This is a genomic window from Microbacterium sp. (assembly GCF_047606685.1).
Classification (GTDB): domain Bacteria; phylum Actinomycetota; class Actinomycetes; order Actinomycetales; family Microbacteriaceae; genus Microbacterium.
Window position 1 is genome coordinate 1 of sequence record NZ_JASGEC010000072.1, and the last position, 18,386, is coordinate 18,386.

An 18,386-nucleotide genomic window follows, 5' to 3' on the forward strand; every position below is an offset into this window, starting at 1 on the left:
AAGAAGGCTCAGGACGTCCGTCCCATCATCAAGCTGCGCTCGACCGCCGGCACGGGGTACACCTACGTGACGCGCAAGAACCGCCGCAACAACCCCGACCGCATCGTGCTCAAGAAGTACGACCCGGTGGTGCGCAAGCACGTCGAATTCCGAGAGGAGCGCTGATCTCATGGCGAAGAAGAGCAAGATCGCGCGCAACCAGCAGCGTCAGGCCGTCGTCGACCGCTACGCGGCGAAGCGCGCCGAGTTGAAGAAGGCCCTCGTCGACCCGGCGAGCACCGACGAGCAGCGCGAGGCCGCGCGCGTCGGCCTGCAGAAGCTGCCGCGCAACGCGTCGCCCGTGCGCCTGCGCAGCCGCGATGTCATCGATGGCCGTCCGCGCGGCGTGCTGTCGAAGTTCGGCATCTCGCGTGTGCGCTTTCGCGATATGGCGCACCGTGGCGAGCTGCCCGGCGTGACAAAGTCGAGCTGGTAGGCCAGCCCGCAGTGTCGCCGTCGAGCTGGTAGGCCAGCCCGCAGTGTCGCCGTCGAGCTGGTAGGCCAGCACCTGCGAAGGCCGGAGTCCTTGTGGCTCCGGCCTTCGGCGTTCCCCCTCGGCGCCCGTCGGCTCCGGACCCCGAGGGGTGCTTTCCCGAGTGTCCGGCGCGGCATCCGTCACATCTGCAACACAAACCACACCCGCCGCAGCGAAACGCCAGGAAGATGACGTCGGATGCCGGGAAATCCGCGGAATTACGCGGTTTCTGGGTATAGTTCGAGGCGGTCGATCGACCAGCCGGGGGCGAAACGTCCACCCGGTCCGTAGCAAGCAGAAGCGGTCATCCGCCGCTTTGGAGGCAAAACATGGCCGACAAGTCCATCACCAAGACCGAGCTCGTCGCGAGCATCGCCAGCTCGACCGGTCAGAGCCAGTCCGCTGTGTCGAGCGTGCTCGACGCGCTCTTCTCGAACGTCGCCGAGGCGGTCGCGAGCGGCTCGAAGGTCTCGATCCCGGGCTGGATCTCCTTCGAGCGCGTTGACACCGCCGCGCGCACCGGCCGCAACCCGCAGACGGGTGCGGAGATCAAGATCCCCGCCGGCAAGCGCGTGAAGGTTTCGGCGGGCTCGAAGCTCAAGGCCGCCGTCAAGTAATCCGGCTGCCGCAGAAGGGGGATGCCACGCGGCATCCCCCTTCTGCATGCCCGCGGCATCCCTCGGCAGACCCCATGTCGGAGAATCGGGCGGATGTCGGAGGATTCAGCGCGGATGCTCCGACATTGCGCCGACTCTCCGACATCCGCGGCGAAGCCTAGGCTTGGGGCGTGACCCTCACCAGCGCTTCGCGAGGCGCCCGCGCGCCGCAAGGCGCGCCGCGCGCTCTGCGCGTGGCCGGCCCGGCGATCCTCGTCGTGGCGGCGCTCGTCGTGCTCGCCGCGGGGCTCGCGTTCGGCGGCGGGGCGGCGCCCCTCGCGATCGGCGACTCCGGGCCGTTGGTGCGGTGGGGGCTGCCCGTGGCGCGCGCGGTGGTCAACATCGCCGCCGCCGGCATGGCGGGATCGCTCGTGCTCGCGCTGTTCGCACTGAAACCCGCCGCGCGCTCTCGCGCCGACGCAGGCCCCGGGCCTGCGCCGTTCGAGACCGCGCTGGACACCGCGTCGGCCTCGGCCGCCGTCTTCACGATCGCCGCCGCGGCCACCGGCTTTCTCACGTTCCTCGACGCGTTCGACCCGCAGCTCGGGCTCGGCCCCGAGTTCGGCGCGCAGCTGGGGCGCTTCCTCACCGAGGTCGAGCTCGGGCGCACGTGGCTCATCACGGCGATCGCCGGCGCCGCGCTCACGGTGCTCGCCTTCGCGGTGCGCACATGGACGCCCGCGCTGCTCGTCGCGCTCATCGCCGTCGCCGCGCTCGTCCCGATGGCCACGCAGGGCCACAGCGGCGAGCTGGCCTCGCACAACGCCGCGGTCGGTGCGCTCGTGGTGCACACGATCGGCGCGGCGCTGTGGATCGGCGGGCTGCTGCTCGTCGTGATCGTGCGGCCGAGGCTCGGCCGCGACGAGACGGCGACGCTGCTTGCGCGCTACTCGACGATCGCGTTGTTCTCGTTTGTGATCGTCGCCGGCTCCGGGCTTGTGCGTTCGGTCATCGCGCTGCAGACGCCGGAGGCGCTGCTGTCCGCGTACGGCGGGCTGCTGATCGTCAAGGTCGTCGCGCTCGTCGCGCTCGGCGTGCTCGGCGCGTGGTACCGCGGCCGGTTCATCGGACGGATGCGGGATAGCTCCCTTCGACAAGCCCGGGAGCTGTCACCCCGCTTCTGGTCGCTCATCGCGGTCGAGCTCGCGATCATGGGCGCGGCCAGTGGCGCGGCCGTCGCGCTGTCGCGCACGTCCCCGCCGGTCGCCGAGCAGCCGCCCGCCGCGCCGACGCCCGCCGAGCTGCTCACCGGGGCGCCGCTGCCCCCCGAGCTGACACCCGACCGTTGGATCACGTCGTGGAGCATCGACCCACTGTGGTTCACGGTCGCCGCCTTCGGCGCGTTCTTCTACGTCGCCGGAGTGTGGCGGCTGCGCCGTCGCGGCGACGCGTGGCCGGCCTACCGCACGGTGCTGTGGCTGGGCGGGCTCGCGCTCTTGGTGTGGGTGACCTGCGGCGCGGTGAACGTCTACCAGGACTACCTGTTCAGCGTCCACATGATGGGCCACATGCTGCTGACCATGGCGATCCCGGTGATGCTCGTGCCCGGAACCCCTGTCACGCTCGCCGCCCGCGCCATCCGCAAACGCGACGACGGCACCCGGGGCGGGCGGGAGTGGATCCTGTGGGCCGTGCACACCCCGTTCGCCCGCGTCGTCACCAACCCGTGGGTGACCGCCGCCCTGTTCATCGGGTCGCTGTGGGCGTTCTACTACACCGATCTGTTCCGGTGGTCGCTGTACGACCACCTTGGGCACGAGTGGATGGTCGCGCACTTCCTGATCACGGGCTACCTCTTCGTGCAGTCGCTCGTCGGAATCGACCCGGTGCCATACCGGCTGCCGCACGCGTTCCGCCTCGTGCTGCTCATCGCCGTGATGGCGATGCACGCGTTCTTCGGCATCGCCATCATGATGCAGAGCGGCCTGATGGCGGCCGAATGGTTCGGAGCGATGGGGCGCACGTGGGGCGCGGCGCCACTGGAGGACCAGTATGTCGGCGGTGGCATGGCGTGGTCGATCGGCGAGCTGCCGACGCTCGTGCTGGCGGTGACCGTCGCGATTCAGTGGAGCAGGAGCGACGAGCGGATGCAGCGCCGGCGCGATCGGCACGCCGACCGCACCGGCGACGTCGACCTTGCGGAGTACAACGCGTACCTCGCCGGCCTCGCTGCGAAACAACCTCGCATTCCGCGCTAGTCCGCGCCGCCGACGCGGATCGACGCCGTGCCGTCGGGCAGCACCGTGATGTTCCCGGTGACGATGAACGGCACGTCTTCCCGCACGTGCTGCACCGTGCCGTCGAACAGCGAGACGACGTCCACGTTGACCCGCGCGACCCCTCTCACGGCGGGGATCACCCAGTCGGCGCCTTTCGGCTCCACGGTGATCGTCGGGGTCTGTGTGATCTTCCACTTCGGCAGCCCGTCGATGCGGTCGGTCACGACATACCCGAACGGGCATGCAGTCGGTTGCAGCACCTGCTGGGTGGCGCATTCCGCGAGGAAGTCGTCGACGCGCTCCTGCACGACCGCGACGAACTGCTTGGTGGGCTCGGCCTGCACGTCCACCGGAGTGTTGGCGAGGGGGGTGTCGGCCAGGACTTCGACCCCCGGTGTCTCGGAGATCGCGGTGTCGACCGATACGCGGTAGGCGCCCGGGGAGAACACGAGCATCGGGAGCGGATCAAGCGCGTCGACCGCCATCCCTTCCGCCGAGACCTGCCGCTTGTCGACCTCGAACCCGTTCACCGAAAACCGCATCGCGCCGCGCACGGTCAGTTCGAGCACGCCGATCGGGCTGCGCGCGAACCGCCACGCGGGCGTGACGCCGATCCAGCCGTCCGCCTCGACCTCGAAGGTTGTCGTCCCGGCGTGCCCGTTCGCCACGTACGACATCGTGACGCGCGTGATGTCGCCGTCGCGCCGCTCCGACACGGCGGCGATGTCGGAGAGCTCGGCGAGCGTGGACCCGCGCAGCAGCGCATCCGACGCGTCGGCGGGAAGGCCTGCCGCAGTCAGCGCGTCGGCGTCGGCAGTCACGCCGGGAAGCGCGAGCGCGTCGGTTCCGCGGCCTTCGCTCAGCAGGCCGAGATAGCGCTCGACAAATGCGGTCGGGCTGTAGATGTCGCGGTACAGCGTCGCGACCGTGGCCGTCGTCGCCGCCACCAGCATCACCCCGACGACGGCGAGCAGGGCGAGGTCGACTTTCAGCCGGGAGCGACGGCGGGATGCCGGCGCGTCGCCGCCGGCCGGGGTGCCGCCCTCGGCCGGGGCAGGAGAATGCGCCGGCGGGTGCGCCGGAACCATTCCCACCCCGTCCTCCACAACCCCAGTCTAGGAAAGGCGCCCACCGATCCCGCGTCGGCCTAGCATGGGTCGGGTGACCACGCCGCCCCTCTCGCCCGAGCAGGAGGCGCTGTTCCGGCTTATCGAGGACACGACCGAGCACGTGTTCGTGACCGGCCGCGCGGGCACCGGAAAATCGACGCTGCTGCAACACGTGTCTGCGCGCACCAGCAAGCGGATCGCAGTGTGCGCTCCGACGGGCGTGGCCGCGTTGAACGTCGAGGGGCAGACGATCCATTCGCTGTTCCGCCTGCCGATCGGACTCATCGGCACCGCGGACGAGCCGCAGTCGGATGCCACGCGCAAACTGCTGAACGCCATCGACACGCTCGTCATCGACGAGGTGTCGATGGTCAACGCCGACCTCATGGACGCCGTCGACCGTGCGCTCCGGCGCGCCCGCGGCCGTCGTGGAGAGCCGTTCGGCGGCGTGCAGGTCGTGATGTTCGGCGACCCGTACCAGCTCGCGCCCGTGCCACCGCGCGGCGACGAGCTGCGCTACGTGCGCGACCACTACCGCTCGTTCTGGTTCTTCGACGCTCGCGTGTGGACGGGCGAGGTGGGCGGCGATGGACTGATGGATGTCGGCGCGCACGGCGCGCAGCTGCGCATCAGCGAGCTTCGCGACATCCATCGCCAATCCGACGCGCGGTTCACGGCGATGCTCAACGCGGTGCGGCACGGGCGAGTGACGGCCGAGATCGCGCAGATCCTCAACGAGACCGGAGCTCGGCGGCCGCCGGCCGCCGAGTCGGGCGAGCCGCCGATCATCACGCTGGCGACCCGCAACGATATCGTCAACGGCATCAACCGGCGGCACCTGGACGCGCTGCCCGGCCGGGCGCAGACGGCGACCGCCGACATCACGGGCGACTTCGGGCGCGGCGACGCGTACCCCGCCGACGTCGAGCTGCAGCTGAAGATCGGGGCGCAAGTGATGTTCCTGCGCAACGACACCGCCTCGCACGGCGCGCCGGCGCGCTGGGTGAACGGCTCGATCGGCACGGTGACGCGTATCGCGGGCGGAGTGGTCAGAGTGGAGGTCGACGGCGTCGAACACGACGTCGAGCCCGCCGTGTGGGAGCGGTTCCGATACGCGTACGACGCCAGCTCGAAGTCGCTGTCGCGCGACATCGTGGCCGAGTTCACGCAGTTCCCGCTGCGGCTCGCATGGGCGGTGACGATCCACAAGTCGCAGGGCAAGACCTACGACCGGGCGATCATCGACCTCGGCTCCGGCGCGTTCGCCCCGGGCCAGACCTACGTTGCGCTCTCGAGGCTGACGTCGCTGGACGGCTTGTACCTGTCGCGCCCGCTGCGTCCGTCCGACATCCGCGTCGACCCGGATGTCGAGCGCTTCATGTCTGCCTCCGCCCCCCGCCGCTGACCGCGAGGGGTGTGCCGTTGGGGCTCAGGCGACGGAAGCGGGGGCGTGCTTGGCGCGCGCGAGGTCCTCGAACAGCTCGGTGTTGAACCGGTACGCCAGCAGCACCTCGGCGATCACGCGTTCTTTCTCCGCGTCGTCCCACGGGGCAGCGTCGAGCTGCTCGCGGTAGACGTCTTTGAACGCCCGCGGGTCGGCGATGTCGTGGAACAGGTAGAACCCGATGCCGTTTGTGTCGAAGCCGAACCGGCGCGCCATGAGCTTGCCGATGAACGCGCCGCCCGACAGGTCGCCGAGGTAGCGGGTGTAGTGGTGGGCGACGAAGCCCCCCGGCCATGTCGCGCCGACCCGGTTGATGCGGTCGACGTAGCGCCGGGTCGTCGGCAGCGGCGCGATGCGTTCGCGCCAGTCACGGCCGACGAGGAACTCGAGGTCTGCCTCCAGCGCGGGCAGCCGCGTGAGCTTGTCGGAGATGAAGACGGATGCGACGGGGTCGCGGCGCATCCGTGCGGCTGCTGCCTCGAGCGCCTCGTAAATGAAGTAATGCTGGGCGACCAGCGCGACGTAGTCGTCGCGCGTGCCTTCGCCCTTGATGAGGTCGGCCATGAACCCGGCGCTCTCGCTGCCCGAGTGGGCGCCGGAGGAGCGCTCGCGCAGTGCGGCGGAGAAGGGGATGGGGGCGTGCATGCCCACCATCATACCTTCAGGTAAGGGGAACCTAATAAGAGTTTTCTCCGCATTGCCCCAGACTCGGCTCAGCGGGTGTGCGGGCGCGGCTCGACCCCGAGCCGGGAACACGCGGCGTCGTACAGCGCGACGACCTCGCGGCGCACTGCCGCACGCTCATGGATCGCGCCGCCGGGCCACGCGACGCGCACCGCGCGGGTCGTGCCGTCGGCCAAGTGGGCGAGCCAGTCCCCGCCGTCGCCGTCGAGTCCTGTCATGGCCGCTGCGCGCACGTCCGCGCGAGGGCCGAACGCGCGCACGATGAGCGCGCTGTCGTCGGGGTGGTCGTCGTTCATGTGGCGCAGGATGGCCTGCACCACGGCGGGGTCGAACGCGTGCGGCATCCCTCCACCGTAACCCGGTGTTCTCGGCGGGCTCGGAGACTGCCTCGACTCGTCTACACTCGATGGAGACTGTCCTGGGGGTGAGATGCCGGCTCGAACCACACGTCGTCGTGCCGTCGCCGCGCTCGCCGCTTTCTCGCTCGCGATTCTCTCGCTGAGCGCATGCGCGCCCGACCGCAGCGTGCAGATCGCGGTTCCGTCGCAAGTGGAGGCCGAACTGGGCAGCGACACGGTCTCCGAACTGGATGCCGCGGTCTCGAACGCAATGTCAGCGTCCGGCGCGTCTGGTGCGATCGTGGGCGTGTGGGTGCCGTGGGGCGGCACGTGGGTGGTCGCCCGCGGCACGGTTTCTGCCGATGACGAAACCGAAGTCACCACCGACATGCCGTTCCGAGTGGGGGATATCACTCGCGCCATGACGTGTGACGCTCTCTACGGCGCCGCGGCGGATGGCGAGGTCGAGCTGAACGACCCGGTGACCGACTACGTCAACGGCGTGCCCGACCTCAGTGATGTCACGCTCCTCCAACTCTGCAACGGCACCTCCGGCATCGGCTCCTACCAGAGCACCCTGACATCGATGTGGCTGAACACCCCGACCCGGGTGTGGAACCCGCGCGAGCTTGCGAGCTTTGGCCTCGGCCAGACCCGACGCACCTCGCCCGGCGACGCCTACCGCGACTCCGACGCGGGTTACGTCCTGCTCGGGCTTGCGCTCATGCGCGCGACATCCCGCTCCGCTGCCGACCTGCTCGACTACTACGTGTTCGATCCGCTCGACCTGACCAACACCCGGCTGCCCGGCGGCGACGGGCAGTGGGCCAGCGGGTCGGCCGTGCTGCGCGGAACGCTGTCCGCTCGCTCCGGCAAGAAGTACGACTGCGCGAACGCGGCGGATGTCACCGAGGTCTCCACGAGCACGGGCTTCACCGACTCCGGCGTCGTCTCCACCATCGACGACCTCGGCCGTTACGCGCAGGCGCTCGCGGCCGGCTCGCTCGCGAGCGACGAGGACCAGGCGAAGGCGCGCTGGGCGTCCCCGATGCCGCCCTATTCCGGCGCGCCATCGTGGTTGACCACGACGGGCGGCGCGTACCACGCGGGTTCGCTCGTGGGACAGTTCGGCTCGGTGCCGGGTTATCTGACCGCGGCTTTCGCCGACCCGAGCACGGGTCTCACCGTCGCCGTGGTGCTCAACAACTCGGCCCGCTCGGCGCGGGTGGCGGCCAAGCTCTCGTGGGAGCTCGCGGCGATCGCCTCGAAGGCTCCCGCGGCGAAGGGCGAGGAGGCGCCGCAGTTCGGCCTGCCCTGGACGGCCGAGCAGTTCCACACCGACATCTCGAAGGCGGCGCTGTGCACCTCGTGAGCCGGGCCCGCCCCTAGCGACGGTTGACCACCGGGCTCAGCCGGTCTGCCGCGTTGCGTCGCTCCAGGCAGGAAACGGGTCGGCGAAGCGGGCCCAGCGCGCCGGGCCCGCGGTGAGTTCGGCGTCGGTGAGCGCCGCGTCGTCGAGAGCCGCCGTCAACCCCGTGTGGTCCAGGCCGAGCCCGATGAAGGCCAGGTCCTGCCCGAGCGCGAGAAGCTCCTCGGGCTCGTCGCCGCCGACCGGCGAGAACGAGATCATCCTGCCGACGTGATCCCACTGCGCCGTGCGGCACGGGCGTGTGGCGAGTCGGCAGAACCCTGCCGAGCGGATCACGGCGCCGAACTCGCCGCGCTCGATTCGCTCGTCCAACAGGCGCTGAAGACGAGCGGGATGCAGCGGCCGCGCCTGCTCGTACCGGAAGGCGCTCACGCCCGGATCGGTCATGCGCGGCGCGAACTCGTCGTTGAGCAGGCTCACCCAGCCGGGGTGGCCGTGAGTCTTGGCACCGCGTTCGGCCGAAGGGGTGTCGGCGCCCGCGTCGACGTGCAGCCGGAGCCGGGCGTGTGGGCTCACGTGGCTTGCCAGCGCCATGAGCCGGGCCAGTCGCGGCGTGTCGACGCCTTCCCAGTTCACGAACACGATCACGGAGGCGTACTCCAGCTGCAGCGCTGTCAGCATCGCGCGCGCGATGTGGTGACGACCGTGCCGACTGAGCTGGACGGCGTAGTCGTCGCGGTCGAGGTCGTTGAGCAGGTGCGGCGCGTCGACGACGCACACGATGCTCGTGAGCTGTGCGGGCGTGTCCTCCGCGGTGAGGTTGCCGACGAGCTCGGTCGCAACGACGGTCGCGGGGAACTCCACCACAGCACCGGCCGGCGCGTCCGTCCACGGGATCATCGCGACGGCTTCGTCGACCGGGCTCGGGGAGAGCTCGAGCCCGGTCGCCGGAAAGAACGTGCGTGCCGTCGCGGCCGCGAGATCTCGCGCGTAGCGGTGCCGCTCCGGTCCGCACGCGCCGACGACAGCGATCACGTCCACTGTGTCGGCGCGTGCCATCCGATTCGCCTTCTTTCCTCCGCGTCGGCCATCGATGAGTGGTATTAATGATAAGCATTATCAGTAACAAACAACAATCGGAGGCTGGAATGAAGGTGCGAGCATCGATCAAGTCGCTGAAGAACCAGCCCGGCGCGCAGGTCGTGCGCCGGCGCGGGCGGGTCTACGTCATCAACAAGCAGAACCCGCGCTTCAAGGGTCGGCAGGGTTGAGTCGAGCCCGCCCGCGGCGGGCCCCGTTCAGGCGGCGGGTGCGACCGGATGTCGCCAGCCGGGTCTTTCGGGCGGCGGATCCCAGGCCCAGCGCAGGGGTGATCGCGATCGGAGCACGATCGGATCGTCGGCGTTTCCGGGCTGATGCAGCAGGAACGGCCCGAGTCCGTCTCGCGTGATCCTCCATCCGCCGTGGTGCAGCGCCATGTGGTGGTATCGGCAGAGCAGGATGCCGCGGTCACCGTCGGTGCGGCCGCCTTCGGCGAAGTGGTCGATATGGTGCGCCTCGCAGTAGGCGGGCGGACGGTCGCATCCCGGCCACAGGCACCCGCCGTCGCGAATCGCCAGCGCCAGGCGTTGCTTGGGCGTGAACAGGCGCTGCTCGCGCCCGACGTCGAGCGGATTGCCGCACGAATCGACCGTCACATCGACCGAGCCGAGGTCGCACAGCGCGCGCTCGAGCACGGAGCCCGGGAGGGTCGCTCCGCCGCTTTCGAGGCTGGCGGTCGCGAGCAGGCGGCCACGCCCGTCGCGCGGGCCGACGAGGCCTTTGACGGCCACCATGCGCACGCCGGGTTGACGGGAGCCGAAGACGTCGGACGCGTTCGCGAGCGCGCCAGCGCGCAGCACATCGACGACCAGGTCATAGGCGAGCTGGTCGTTCGTGCGCGGATCCTCGACGAGCGCGTCGGCAGCGGCCCGCTCTTCATCGCTGACGAAGCGCGGCCCGCCGCGTCGCGGACGCGGCGCGGCGCCGATCATGTCCTCCACGAACTCGCCCATCTCGTCGTCGAAATCGATGCGCGCGTGCTTCCCTCCGTCGCGATCGGTCCACATCCGCCACGACCGGGCCTCGTACCGCTTCGCGAACCGTTCCTCCACGCCGACGGGATCGAGCGCGTCGCACACCTGCCGTGCGCGACGGAAGAGCTCCTCGACGGTGAACGCCGTCGCCTCGGCGAGAAGCTGGGCGGCGGCAATCCGCCACACCTCCCGGATCGCGGTATCCGCGTCGTCGCCGAGCCCGCCGCCATCCTCGAGACTCCCGCCCGCCGCGCGCGTCGGGGGCTGACCGAGGCCACGCGTGATCGCGTCGTGTGCCGCCACCGTCAGCTCGCCCGCGAGCAGCGCGGCATCCAGGGGCTCGTGCCACGGTGTCGCCCACGATTGCTCGGCCGGTTCGTCGCGCATCGCCTCGGACCCCTCATCGCCAGAGCCTGCCTCGAGCAGCGACTGCCCGGCGCGCACCGCCCGGCCGGCGTCGGCGCGCGTGCCGCCCAGGATCGACTGCACGAGCGATGTCGGCGTGGCGTGCCCGCGCGTCGCGGCCAGGCCAGTGTGGCCGAGCCCTCGCGCCGAGCGCTCAGCCACGACGCCCGCGCCGACAGACACCAGCCGCTCCAGCGCGTTCTTGATGTCGGACGCCTGCGCCAGGATGGCGAGCAGTTCGTCGCCGCTGAGCCGTCGCATCGCGTCGACGAGCCCGCCAGCCTCCACATCGAGCCGCCGATGCGCGCACAGCGCCTCGACTCTCTCGTGAATGCCGGTCAAAAAGTGCATAATCCATAGTCTCACGGGCGACTGACATTCGTGTATAGATTCGATAATCTGTGGACAACTCGATAACGGCACCGCCTGTGCAGGAGCGCACGGCCGATGTGCCCCGCGCAGCGCTTCTGGCAGACTGGGTGCAGGCGGTGGTGGGGCCCACCGCGAACAACCTCGGCGCCGCCGACAACGGTCCCTATCTCGAAATTCGCCGTGCCCGAGATAGGAGGCCCATGGACGATCAGTCCCTTCCCCTCGACCCCGACATCGACGTCGACGACACGATCACGCCGCCGCCGCGACCCGTGCACGTGCGGGTCGACTGCCTCGCTCTCGTCTTCGTCGGCGGCACGCTCGGCACACTCACGCGCTACCTGCTGTCGCTGGCGATCCCGTCCTGGGGCGGGCTGCCCGTCGCCACGTTCGTGATCAACGTCAGCGGTGCGTTCCTCCTCGGGTGGCTGCTCGAGTCGCTCACTCGCCGCGGGCCCGACCATGGCCTGCGGCGCGCCCTGCGGCTGCTTCTCGGCACGGGCTTTCTCGGCGGGTACACGACGTACAGCGCGTTCGCCGTGGACGCCGACGGCCTCATCGCGTCGGCGGATGTCGCGGGCGCCGCGCTCTACGCGCTGGCCACCGTGGTCGTCGGCGCCGCCGCGACGTTCGGCGGCATCGCGCTGGGCCTCTTCCTGCCCCGCCGCCCGCGTCAATCACGCCGCCGCGGGAGCCAAGCATGATGCCGCTCTGGGTCGTCCTCGCGCTATCGGTCGCCGGCGGGCTTGGAGCCGTCGCGCGCTTCGTGCTCGACGGCGCGATCACGGGCCGCATCCACCGCACCTACCCGATCGGCACGACCGTGATCAACGTCAGCGGGTCGTTCCTCTTGGGCGTCGTCACCGCCCTCGCGGTCGCGCACGCCCTGCCGCCCGAGTGGCGGGTGATCATCGGGGTCGGATTCCTCGGCGGCTACACGACGTTTAGCACGGCGTCGTTCGAGACGGTGCGCCTCGCGCTGCTCGGGCGGTGGGGCCCCGCACTGCTGAACGGCTTCGGCATGATGCTCGCCGCGTTCCTCGCCGCGGCGGTCGGTATGCTGCTGGGCTCACTGCTCTGACGCGGCCGCACCTATGCCGCGTTGCGGGACGCGCGAGTGCATCGCCGGATCGTGCGTCGACAGCAGCACCGCGATCCCGTCGTCGCGCGCGAGTGACTGTCCGTGAGGCCCGTTATCATCCCAGACATGGACGCCTGTCCCTGGGGAACCAACGAGCTCAAACGGTTGGGCGTTCACATTCGAGACGAGACGCCACCCGGCTCGGATCACCCCAGCTACGGCGAAGTCATGGCCTGGTACAACGATCTCGCGGCCTCTGTGCAACGCCGCATCTCTGGCCTGGACTGGCCGCCGCTCCTGCGTGAGCGACCGTTTGAGGTGACCTCACGGGCCAAGACCATTGACACCCTTCGGCAGAAGTTGAGAAGACATCCTACCTACAAGCTCCCGACCGTCCAGGACATCGCCGGCGTCCGCTTCGAGGCGGAGATGTCTCTTGACGAGCAGGATGCTGTTGTGAATGCCATCTGCGGTGTCTACGACCATGACATATCGACGTGCGTCCAGGACATGCGTGACGAGCCTCACAGCGGATACCGGGCCGTGCATATCTGGCTGCGTCTCCCGCAGCGTGTTGAGGTGCAGGTGCGGACCCATCTCCAAGGCGAGTGGGCGAACATGTATGAGGCGGCAGCGGATGTCTTCGGCCGTGGGATTCGATACGACGAGCTGCCAGAAGACGAAGGTCGTCGGGAGGTCGTTGAAGCTCTGCGAGAGTTGTCCACTGTCCGGATCTCGTCGATTGAGTGGAACCGAAACGAGGCTGCTTCAATCGATCTGAGATTAGAGGATGACGCTCGCCGCGGAATAAGGACCGTGTCCGAGGAGGATCGCCTTAGACTTGACCAACTCAAGAGCCGGGGCCTGCGCGACGAGCAGAGTCTCCAACAGAGCATCGCAAAGCTGCGGGAGTTCTTCATCGGTGTACGAGAGGGGAGGGGGTCGTGATGCCAGGATTCGTCATCGAATACCACCGGCCCAGCGGAGATCGGCGCGTTCACGAGTTTCTTGGAGAGAGCGGTCACCGGGAAGCCCTGCTCTACCGTCTGCGGCTCGAGCGCGAGCGCACCGATGAGGACTGGGAGATCGCCTCGTTAAACAGCGATTCGATCGAGACACTGCAGAAGACCCACGCGCGATACTTCTCCGGTCGCGAGCTCCAGAGCGCTTAGGTCCGCGGCGCGTTCGAGCCGACTTCACGCACGCGAATGGCCCGGCGCGGCACCTGCGGTGCCACTCCGAGCCATCGGAGGGGATGACGGGAATCGAACCCGCGCTGTCTGCTTGGGAAGCAGAAGTTCTGCCATTGAACTACATCCCCGAGGCCTTGAAACGGTGGGAACGAGGTCTCTGATCAAGGCCAAGTGCAGTGCCGCCGTGAGGCGACGCTTGCCCCAGCCTATCGCGCTCCGCGTTCCATGCCTCATCCCGCGCGTCATCAGACGCGCGGGATGAGGCATGGAACGCTGATGCCGGGGCAGGAACCCGACGACAAGGCCCAGCACGATGGTTGCCATCCCGCCCCACACTCCGGGCGAAGGTGGCGGCGCGCCGAGGATCGCGGCGGTAGGAGGCGCCACGCCCGCGCACAGGCCCGATGCAGCCCAGAATCGCGCGCCGGTCTCGGATCGTGCGGTCACTGACCGTGTGTCTCCGTCACGACACTGATCCCGGATCGGTGAGCGCGTCTGCGCATCCGACCACGGTCGGATGCACGTCTCCACCCCTGGCTGGGCGCATGGGTGTCGGCGCGGATGGTTGTGTCGGTGTCATGGCGGGTTCAGCCCCGGGAACGGGTGTCGCGATGGATGTCGCGGCTGAGCCCGCGGGCTGCGGCGATGGTCGCGAGGCTGGTGGCGAGCCGGTCCAGGTCGTCCTCGCCGAGGCCGTCGGTGAAGGCCTTCTCGTGGGCTTCGGCGATGGGGCGCAAGGCCGCGAGGAGTCGCTCCCCGTCGGGGGTGAGGTGCACTTCGTGGCTGCGACGATCGGTCGCGCTGCGACGCCGCTCGACGTGCCCGCCGCGCTCGAGCCGGTCCAGGACGGCCACGACCCGGCTTGGCCCCACGCCGAGCTGCTCGCTCGCCGATTTCTGGCTGACCCCGGGGTTGCTTCCGACCAGGCGCAGCAGTCCTGCCTCGGATGCGGTGATGCCCAGGGGCGTGAGCGCCTCCTCGAAGGCGGCGGAGGCGTCTGCGCCGAGCTGGGCGAGAAGGAAGGCGATGCGGCGTGGGCGGCGGGCGTTCATACGCATCAGAATAACTCACTTGCAGTATCATTCATACTATGTACTATTGTTTCTATGAATGAAAGGATCTCCTGATGAGCACTCGCACTACCGCTCCCGCCCGCGCGGGCGGCGGACCCAACCTCGGCATTCTCGGCCTGGCCTCCCTCGGACTGCTGGTCGGCAGCCTGATCTCGATGGCGGTGCTCTCCGGCGGCGGCACGATCACCTCTCCGTTCGCAGGGACGGAGACCGTGTCCGGGTTCTTCGCCGACCACGGGTTTGCGGTCCGGTTCGCCTCGATGCTGCAACTGGGGTCGGCGATCCCGCTGGGGCTCTACGCCGCGACGATGTACGCCCGGCAGCAGCGGCTGGGCATTCGCGTCCCCGGCCCGAACATCGGACTGTTCGGCGGCGTGGCGGCGGCGATCCTCCTGGCCGTCTCCGCGATCGTGACCTGGACGCAGAGCCAGGATGTCGTCAGCGCGAATCCCGAGCTCACCCACGCGCTCTCGTACGTGAGCTTCGCCGCTGGCGGGTTCGCTCACGTCCTCGGGCTCGGGCTGCTGGTCGCCGGCATTGCCGTCCCCGTTCTGCTGCTGCGGCTGGTCCCGGTCTGGTTCGCGTGGACCGGCCTCGTGGTCGCCGGGCTCGCCGAGCTGAGCTTCCTGACGATGGTGCTCGAGCCGCTGCAGTTCCTCATCCCGATCGGCCGGTTCGGATCACTGATCTGGCTCGTCGCCGCAGGGTTCCTGCTCCCCAAGACCCGCCACACCGAGACGCGCCCAGGCCAGGGGGCCCGCGAATGAACGCCCCGCGCGAGGGGCGCAGCGCGTCTGTCGCCCCCCACGCGCCACAAGCGGCGCCCCAACTGCAGTACGTGCACCTGGAGAAGCTCTACGGCTACCTCCCCGGGCTCGCCGAATCGCTCCCAGCGATCTTCGGCGTGAGCCTCGAAGAGTACGCCGCGATCCGAGAGCGGTTCGACGCCCTGGCCCGTTCCGCCGCGGAGGGGCTGCTCGCCGATCGCGAGTTCGTCGACCGCGTCGCGCGGCTCCCGTTCTTGCGCGGCGCCCGCATCCTCGCCGTCGGCGACTCGCTCACCGACGACCTGTCGTCTTGGGCCGAGATCCTCCGGCACGTCCTGGCGATCGCCGACGCCATCCGAGCCTTCGACGAGCCCGTTGTCGACCTCGTCGACGTGTTCGGCATCCCCGCCCATCCCGAACTACAGGGTCCGGACGGCGTCCACCCTCCCTCGCCGGCCAGCAGCGGATCGCCACGGCACTCGTCGCGACGCTTCACGGAACGGCCGCTGGTGCGGCCGCGGACGGGCTGTAGGGGACGTGAAACATCGTGACGAAATCCTCGAGCAGCACGGGATCGCCCTCGAGGTCGACAACGCCGTCGGCGATCGCGGCCGCCGGGTCCAGGGCACCGGCCAGCAGATCGCGGAATCCCGGTCCGCCGGTGATCACGAGATCCGCGTCGGGATGCTCCCCGGCGCCGACCGTCACGACACCGTCGCCGGTGACGGCGTGGGCGGCGACCTGCCCGGCCCTGACGGTGAAGGCGAGTCGGCGACGCGTCGGGGTCCCACCGCCCGCTGCGACCCGCAGCGCGGAGACGAGCGACGCCTCCGTCACGACCTCGCCCTCTCGCGGCTCGCGCATCTCGGCGGCGCCCCAGCGCGACAGAGCATCGAGTGCCGGCTGGAGCGCGGCGCCGCGGTCGGTGAGTGCGTACACGATCGAGCGATCCGCGCCGCTGCGCGCCTCGCGCACCACCAGCCCGTCCTGCTCCAGCTCCTTCAGGCGCGTGGACAGCAGGTTGGAGGGGATGCCGGGAAGCCCGGCTGCGAGGTCGGAGTAGCGCCGCGGACCCACGAGCAGGTCACGCAGGATCAGCAGCGTCCACCGCTGCCCCACCACCTCCGCCGCACGCGCCAGACCACAGAACTGTCCGTACTCACGGTTTCGCATGGAGCAAGAGTAGCATTTGACTGTATATATTGATGTTTGCTTTATTTGATGAAGTAAGAATGAACAGGCCACGCCAACGTAGGAGGGCTCTCATGGAACTCATGGTCGACTACATCACCTCGCTCGACGGCTACGGGGCCGCCGAGGGCTGGCCCGGCTGGTGGGGGCTGGAGGGCCCCGAGTACCTGGCCTGGCTGGGCGAGGACGCGAAGAACCAGAGCACGCTGCTCATGGGCGCGAACACGTACCGGCTCATGCACAGCTTCGCGCCACCCGCCGAGGCCGATGACGAGCTCGGCAGGATGCAGAAGATCGTCTTCTCCAAAACACTCGAGGCGCCACTCGAATGGGCGAACTCGCGTCTCGTCCGCGGTGACGCGGTCGCAGCGGTGCGCGAGTTGAAGGAGACCAGCAAGCATCCACTGTCGACCATCGGCAGCCTCTCGCTCTCGCGATCGCTGCTTGCCGCGGGCCTGGTCGACCGCTTCCGCGTCGTCGTCTTCCCCGTGATCACCGGGAAGACCGGGCACGAGCGCATCTACGACGGCTACCCCGATGTCGCCCTCGACCTCATCGAGTCGCGCACCTTCGATGGCGGCATCCAGCTGCTCGACTACCGCCCGCGTCTGCTCGACGCACCGCTGCCCCCGGGACCCGGCAGCGCCTGACCCCGCCCGAAGAAGGGAACGCGCCATGACCGCCACCTACACCTGGGACGTCTTCTGCACGCTCGACGGCTACGGCTCCTACAACGAGCACGGCGACTGGGGCGGCTACTGGGGCAAACAGGGACCGGAGTTCCTCGAGCATCGCCTCGCCCAGTACGACCAGGAGCTTCGGCTCGTGCTCGGAGCAAACACCTACCGAGTCTTCGCGCAGATGCTCGCCACCGAACCGGCTGACTCCGACGTGCACGATCGCTGGGTCGCCCGGATGCGGCAGCTGCCGACGACCGTGGTCTCGAACACCCTCACGGCGCCGCTCGACTGGCCGGATGCCACGCTCGTTCCCGGCGACGTCACCGACGCGGTCGCGCGCCTCAAAGCCGAGTCCGACATCCCGCTGCGCTCACACGGCAGCATCGCGATCAACCACGCGCTCATGGCCGCGGGCCTCGTCGACGCCGTCCAGGTCACGATCTTCCCGGTGATCAGCGGAAGCGTCGGCACCGAGCCGATCTTCGCCGGAGCCGCGGACTTCGACCTCGAACTCCTCAGCGCCCGCACCCTCGACGGCCGCATCCAAGAACTCGCCTACCGGCCCACCAAGCACGGCTGAGCGGCGCTGATCACGATGAGCACCACCGACAACCACACCGGCGACCGTCGAGTCGTGGCAAACATCGGCCTCAGCCTCGATGGATGCTATCGCCGCCGGAACGACGAGGGCATCTCCTTCCTCGCCGATGCCGAGGTCGGCTACGAACAGATCGTGCGGACCATCGAGACCGCGACGACCGCCGTCCTCGGCCGAGTCAACGCTGAGGTGTTCCTGGACTGGTGGCCGCGCGTGATCGGAACCGGAATGGTCGACCCGCGAGACGAAGCCTTCGCGCGGTGGCTCGTCGTCGCCGACAAGGTCGTGCTGTCGTCGACAGTGCGCGAGTCACCGTGGGACGGCGTGCGGATCGTCAGCGCCCCGACCGCCGAGGTGATCAACACCCTGAAGTCAGAAGGCGAGGGTGACATCCTCATTTGCTGGAGCGCCAGCGTGATCAAGGCGCTCCTCGCGGCGAACGCCATAGATCGGCTCAACCTCATCGTGGCCCCCGTGCTCGGCGGCGGCGGAGCCCGATTGTTCGACGACGACAATCCGCTCACGAACTGGGAGCTCGTCCACCACGACGCCAGCGAGCCCGGCGTGCTCGCCCTGACCTACGACCGTCAGACCTGACTCGCTGGGCTGTGACCGGGA

Annotated in this window: 23 protein-coding genes and 1 tRNA gene; 16 read left to right on the top strand and 8 right to left on the bottom strand. The window is 69.3% G+C overall.

Going from position 1 to position 18,386, the window contains the following annotated elements:
* The 4 genes from rpmG to QM611_RS08710 all read left to right on the top strand — a co-directional run.
* On the top strand, positions 1-165 hold a 165-nt coding region (rpmG, locus tag QM611_RS08695), incomplete at its 5' end, for a 50S ribosomal protein L33 (protein WP_415079557.1).
* Positions 166-169: 4 nt separating this feature from the next.
* Positions 170-475 carry a 30S ribosomal protein S14 gene (rpsN, locus tag QM611_RS08700; protein WP_415079516.1) on the top strand — a complete coding sequence of 102 codons (306 nt, stop codon included), beginning with the start codon at positions 170-172 and terminating at the stop codon, positions 473-475.
* Between the two features lie 368 nt (positions 476-843).
* A complete protein-coding gene (locus QM611_RS08705) occupies positions 844-1,131 on the top strand; it encodes an HU family DNA-binding protein (protein ID WP_415079517.1) in 288 nt (95 codons plus the stop codon).
* Positions 1,132-1,301: 170 nt separating this feature from the next.
* Positions 1,302-3,368: a cytochrome c oxidase assembly protein gene (locus tag QM611_RS08710; RefSeq protein ID WP_415079518.1), complete on the top strand. Its 2,067-nt coding sequence runs from the start codon at positions 1,302-1,304 to the stop codon at positions 3,366-3,368.
* Here the strand turns inward: QM611_RS08710 and QM611_RS08715 are convergent.
* Positions 3,365-4,495, bottom strand: a complete 1,131-nt coding sequence (locus QM611_RS08715; RefSeq protein WP_415079519.1) for a hypothetical protein — start codon at positions 4,493-4,495, stop codon at positions 3,365-3,367. The genes QM611_RS08710 and QM611_RS08715 overlap by 4 nt on opposite strands.
* A 46-nt stretch (positions 4,496-4,541) precedes the next feature.
* Between QM611_RS08715 and QM611_RS08720 the strand changes: the two genes are divergently transcribed.
* A complete protein-coding gene (locus QM611_RS08720; RefSeq protein WP_415079520.1) occupies positions 4,542-5,903 on the top strand; it encodes an ATP-dependent DNA helicase in 1,362 nt (453 codons plus the stop codon).
* A gap of 24 nt (positions 5,904-5,927) precedes the next feature.
* On the opposite strand, the gene QM611_RS08725 is transcribed toward QM611_RS08720, so the two are convergent.
* Complete coding sequence (locus QM611_RS08725) at positions 5,928-6,587, bottom strand: heme oxygenase (biliverdin-producing) (protein ID WP_415079521.1); 660 nt, start codon at positions 6,585-6,587, stop codon at positions 5,928-5,930.
* Positions 6,588-6,655: 68 nt separating this feature from the next.
* Positions 6,656-6,970 carry a DUF2470 domain-containing protein gene (locus tag QM611_RS08730; protein WP_415079522.1) on the bottom strand — a complete coding sequence of 105 codons (315 nt, stop codon included), beginning with the start codon at positions 6,968-6,970 and terminating at the stop codon, positions 6,656-6,658.
* Positions 6,971-7,055: 85 nt separating this feature from the next.
* On the opposite strand from QM611_RS08730, the gene QM611_RS08735 reads away from it, so the two are divergent.
* Positions 7,056-8,336: a serine hydrolase domain-containing protein gene (locus QM611_RS08735; RefSeq protein WP_415079523.1), complete on the top strand. Its 1,281-nt coding sequence runs from the start codon at positions 7,056-7,058 to the stop codon at positions 8,334-8,336.
* Positions 8,337-8,372: 36 nt separating this feature from the next.
* Here QM611_RS08735 and QM611_RS08740 read toward each other — a convergent pair whose 3' ends face one another.
* Positions 8,373-9,392: a GTP-binding protein gene (locus tag QM611_RS08740; protein WP_415079524.1), complete on the bottom strand. Its 1,020-nt coding sequence runs from the start codon at positions 9,390-9,392 to the stop codon at positions 8,373-8,375.
* A gap of 89 nt (positions 9,393-9,481) precedes the next feature.
* Between QM611_RS08740 and ykgO the strand changes: the two genes are divergently transcribed.
* The gene (gene ykgO / locus QM611_RS08745; protein WP_105567245.1) at positions 9,482-9,604 is read left to right on the top strand and encodes a type B 50S ribosomal protein L36; all 123 of its coding nucleotides are present in this window, start codon (positions 9,482-9,484) and stop codon (positions 9,602-9,604) included.
* 27 nt (positions 9,605-9,631) lie between these two features.
* On the opposite strand, the gene QM611_RS08750 is transcribed toward ykgO, so the two are convergent.
* Positions 9,632-11,164 carry a DUF222 domain-containing protein gene (locus QM611_RS08750; RefSeq protein WP_415079525.1) on the bottom strand — a complete coding sequence of 511 codons (1,533 nt, stop codon included), beginning with the start codon at positions 11,162-11,164 and terminating at the stop codon, positions 9,632-9,634.
* Between the two features lie 221 nt (positions 11,165-11,385).
* On the opposite strand from QM611_RS08750, the gene QM611_RS08755 reads away from it, so the two are divergent.
* From QM611_RS08755 to QM611_RS08770, 4 genes are all read left to right on the top strand, one after another.
* Positions 11,386-11,889: a fluoride efflux transporter FluC gene (locus tag QM611_RS08755; protein WP_415079526.1), complete on the top strand. Its 504-nt coding sequence runs from the start codon at positions 11,386-11,388 to the stop codon at positions 11,887-11,889.
* A complete protein-coding gene (gene crcB / locus QM611_RS08760) occupies positions 11,886-12,266 on the top strand; it encodes a fluoride efflux transporter CrcB (RefSeq protein ID WP_415079527.1) in 381 nt (126 codons plus the stop codon). The genes QM611_RS08755 and crcB overlap by 4 nt, the downstream gene beginning before the upstream one ends.
* A gap of 126 nt (positions 12,267-12,392) precedes the next feature.
* Entirely contained in the window at positions 12,393-13,214 is an 822-nt protein-coding gene (locus tag QM611_RS08765) for a hypothetical protein (protein WP_415079528.1), read from the top strand.
* Positions 13,214-13,438: a hypothetical protein gene (locus QM611_RS08770; protein WP_415079529.1), complete on the top strand. Its 225-nt coding sequence runs from the start codon at positions 13,214-13,216 to the stop codon at positions 13,436-13,438. Before QM611_RS08765 ends, QM611_RS08770 begins: the two co-directional genes overlap by 1 nt.
* 78 nt (positions 13,439-13,516) lie before the next feature.
* Here QM611_RS08770 and QM611_RS08775 read toward each other — a convergent pair.
* A tRNA-Gly gene (locus QM611_RS08775) sits at positions 13,517-13,587 on the bottom strand.
* Between the two features lie 459 nt (positions 13,588-14,046).
* Complete coding sequence (locus QM611_RS08780) at positions 14,047-14,511, bottom strand: MarR family winged helix-turn-helix transcriptional regulator (RefSeq protein ID WP_415079530.1); 465 nt, start codon at positions 14,509-14,511, stop codon at positions 14,047-14,049.
* Positions 14,512-14,585: 74 nt separating this feature from the next.
* Between QM611_RS08780 and QM611_RS08785 the strand changes: the two genes are divergently transcribed.
* A complete protein-coding gene (locus QM611_RS08785; protein WP_415079531.1) occupies positions 14,586-15,299 on the top strand; it encodes a hypothetical protein in 714 nt (237 codons plus the stop codon).
* On the top strand, positions 15,296-15,850 hold the full coding sequence (locus QM611_RS08790; protein ID WP_415079532.1) for a hypothetical protein: 555 nt from the start codon (positions 15,296-15,298) through the stop codon (positions 15,848-15,850). The genes QM611_RS08785 and QM611_RS08790 overlap by 4 nt, the downstream gene beginning before the upstream one ends.
* Here QM611_RS08790 and QM611_RS08795 read toward each other — a convergent pair.
* Positions 15,792-16,472 (bottom strand): winged helix-turn-helix transcriptional regulator, encoded by a 681-nt coding sequence (locus QM611_RS08795; RefSeq protein ID WP_415079533.1) that lies wholly within the window; start codon positions 16,470-16,472, stop codon positions 15,792-15,794. The two genes, QM611_RS08790 and QM611_RS08795, sit on opposite strands and share 59 nt — an antisense overlap.
* 92 nt (positions 16,473-16,564) lie before the next feature.
* Between QM611_RS08795 and QM611_RS08800 the strand changes: the two genes are divergently transcribed.
* The 3 genes from QM611_RS08800 to QM611_RS08810 are packed head-to-tail and all read left to right on the top strand — an operon-like array spanning position 16,565 to position 18,365.
* Entirely contained in the window at positions 16,565-17,140 is a 576-nt protein-coding gene (locus QM611_RS08800) for a dihydrofolate reductase family protein (protein WP_415079534.1), read from the top strand.
* Positions 17,141-17,165: 25 nt separating this feature from the next.
* On the top strand, positions 17,166-17,750 hold the full coding sequence (locus QM611_RS08805) for a dihydrofolate reductase family protein (protein WP_415079535.1): 585 nt from the start codon (positions 17,166-17,168) through the stop codon (positions 17,748-17,750).
* Positions 17,751-17,765: 15 nt separating this feature from the next.
* Entirely contained in the window at positions 17,766-18,365 is a 600-nt protein-coding gene (locus QM611_RS08810; protein ID WP_415079536.1) for a dihydrofolate reductase family protein, read from the top strand.
* Positions 18,366-18,386 lie beyond the last annotated feature (21 nt).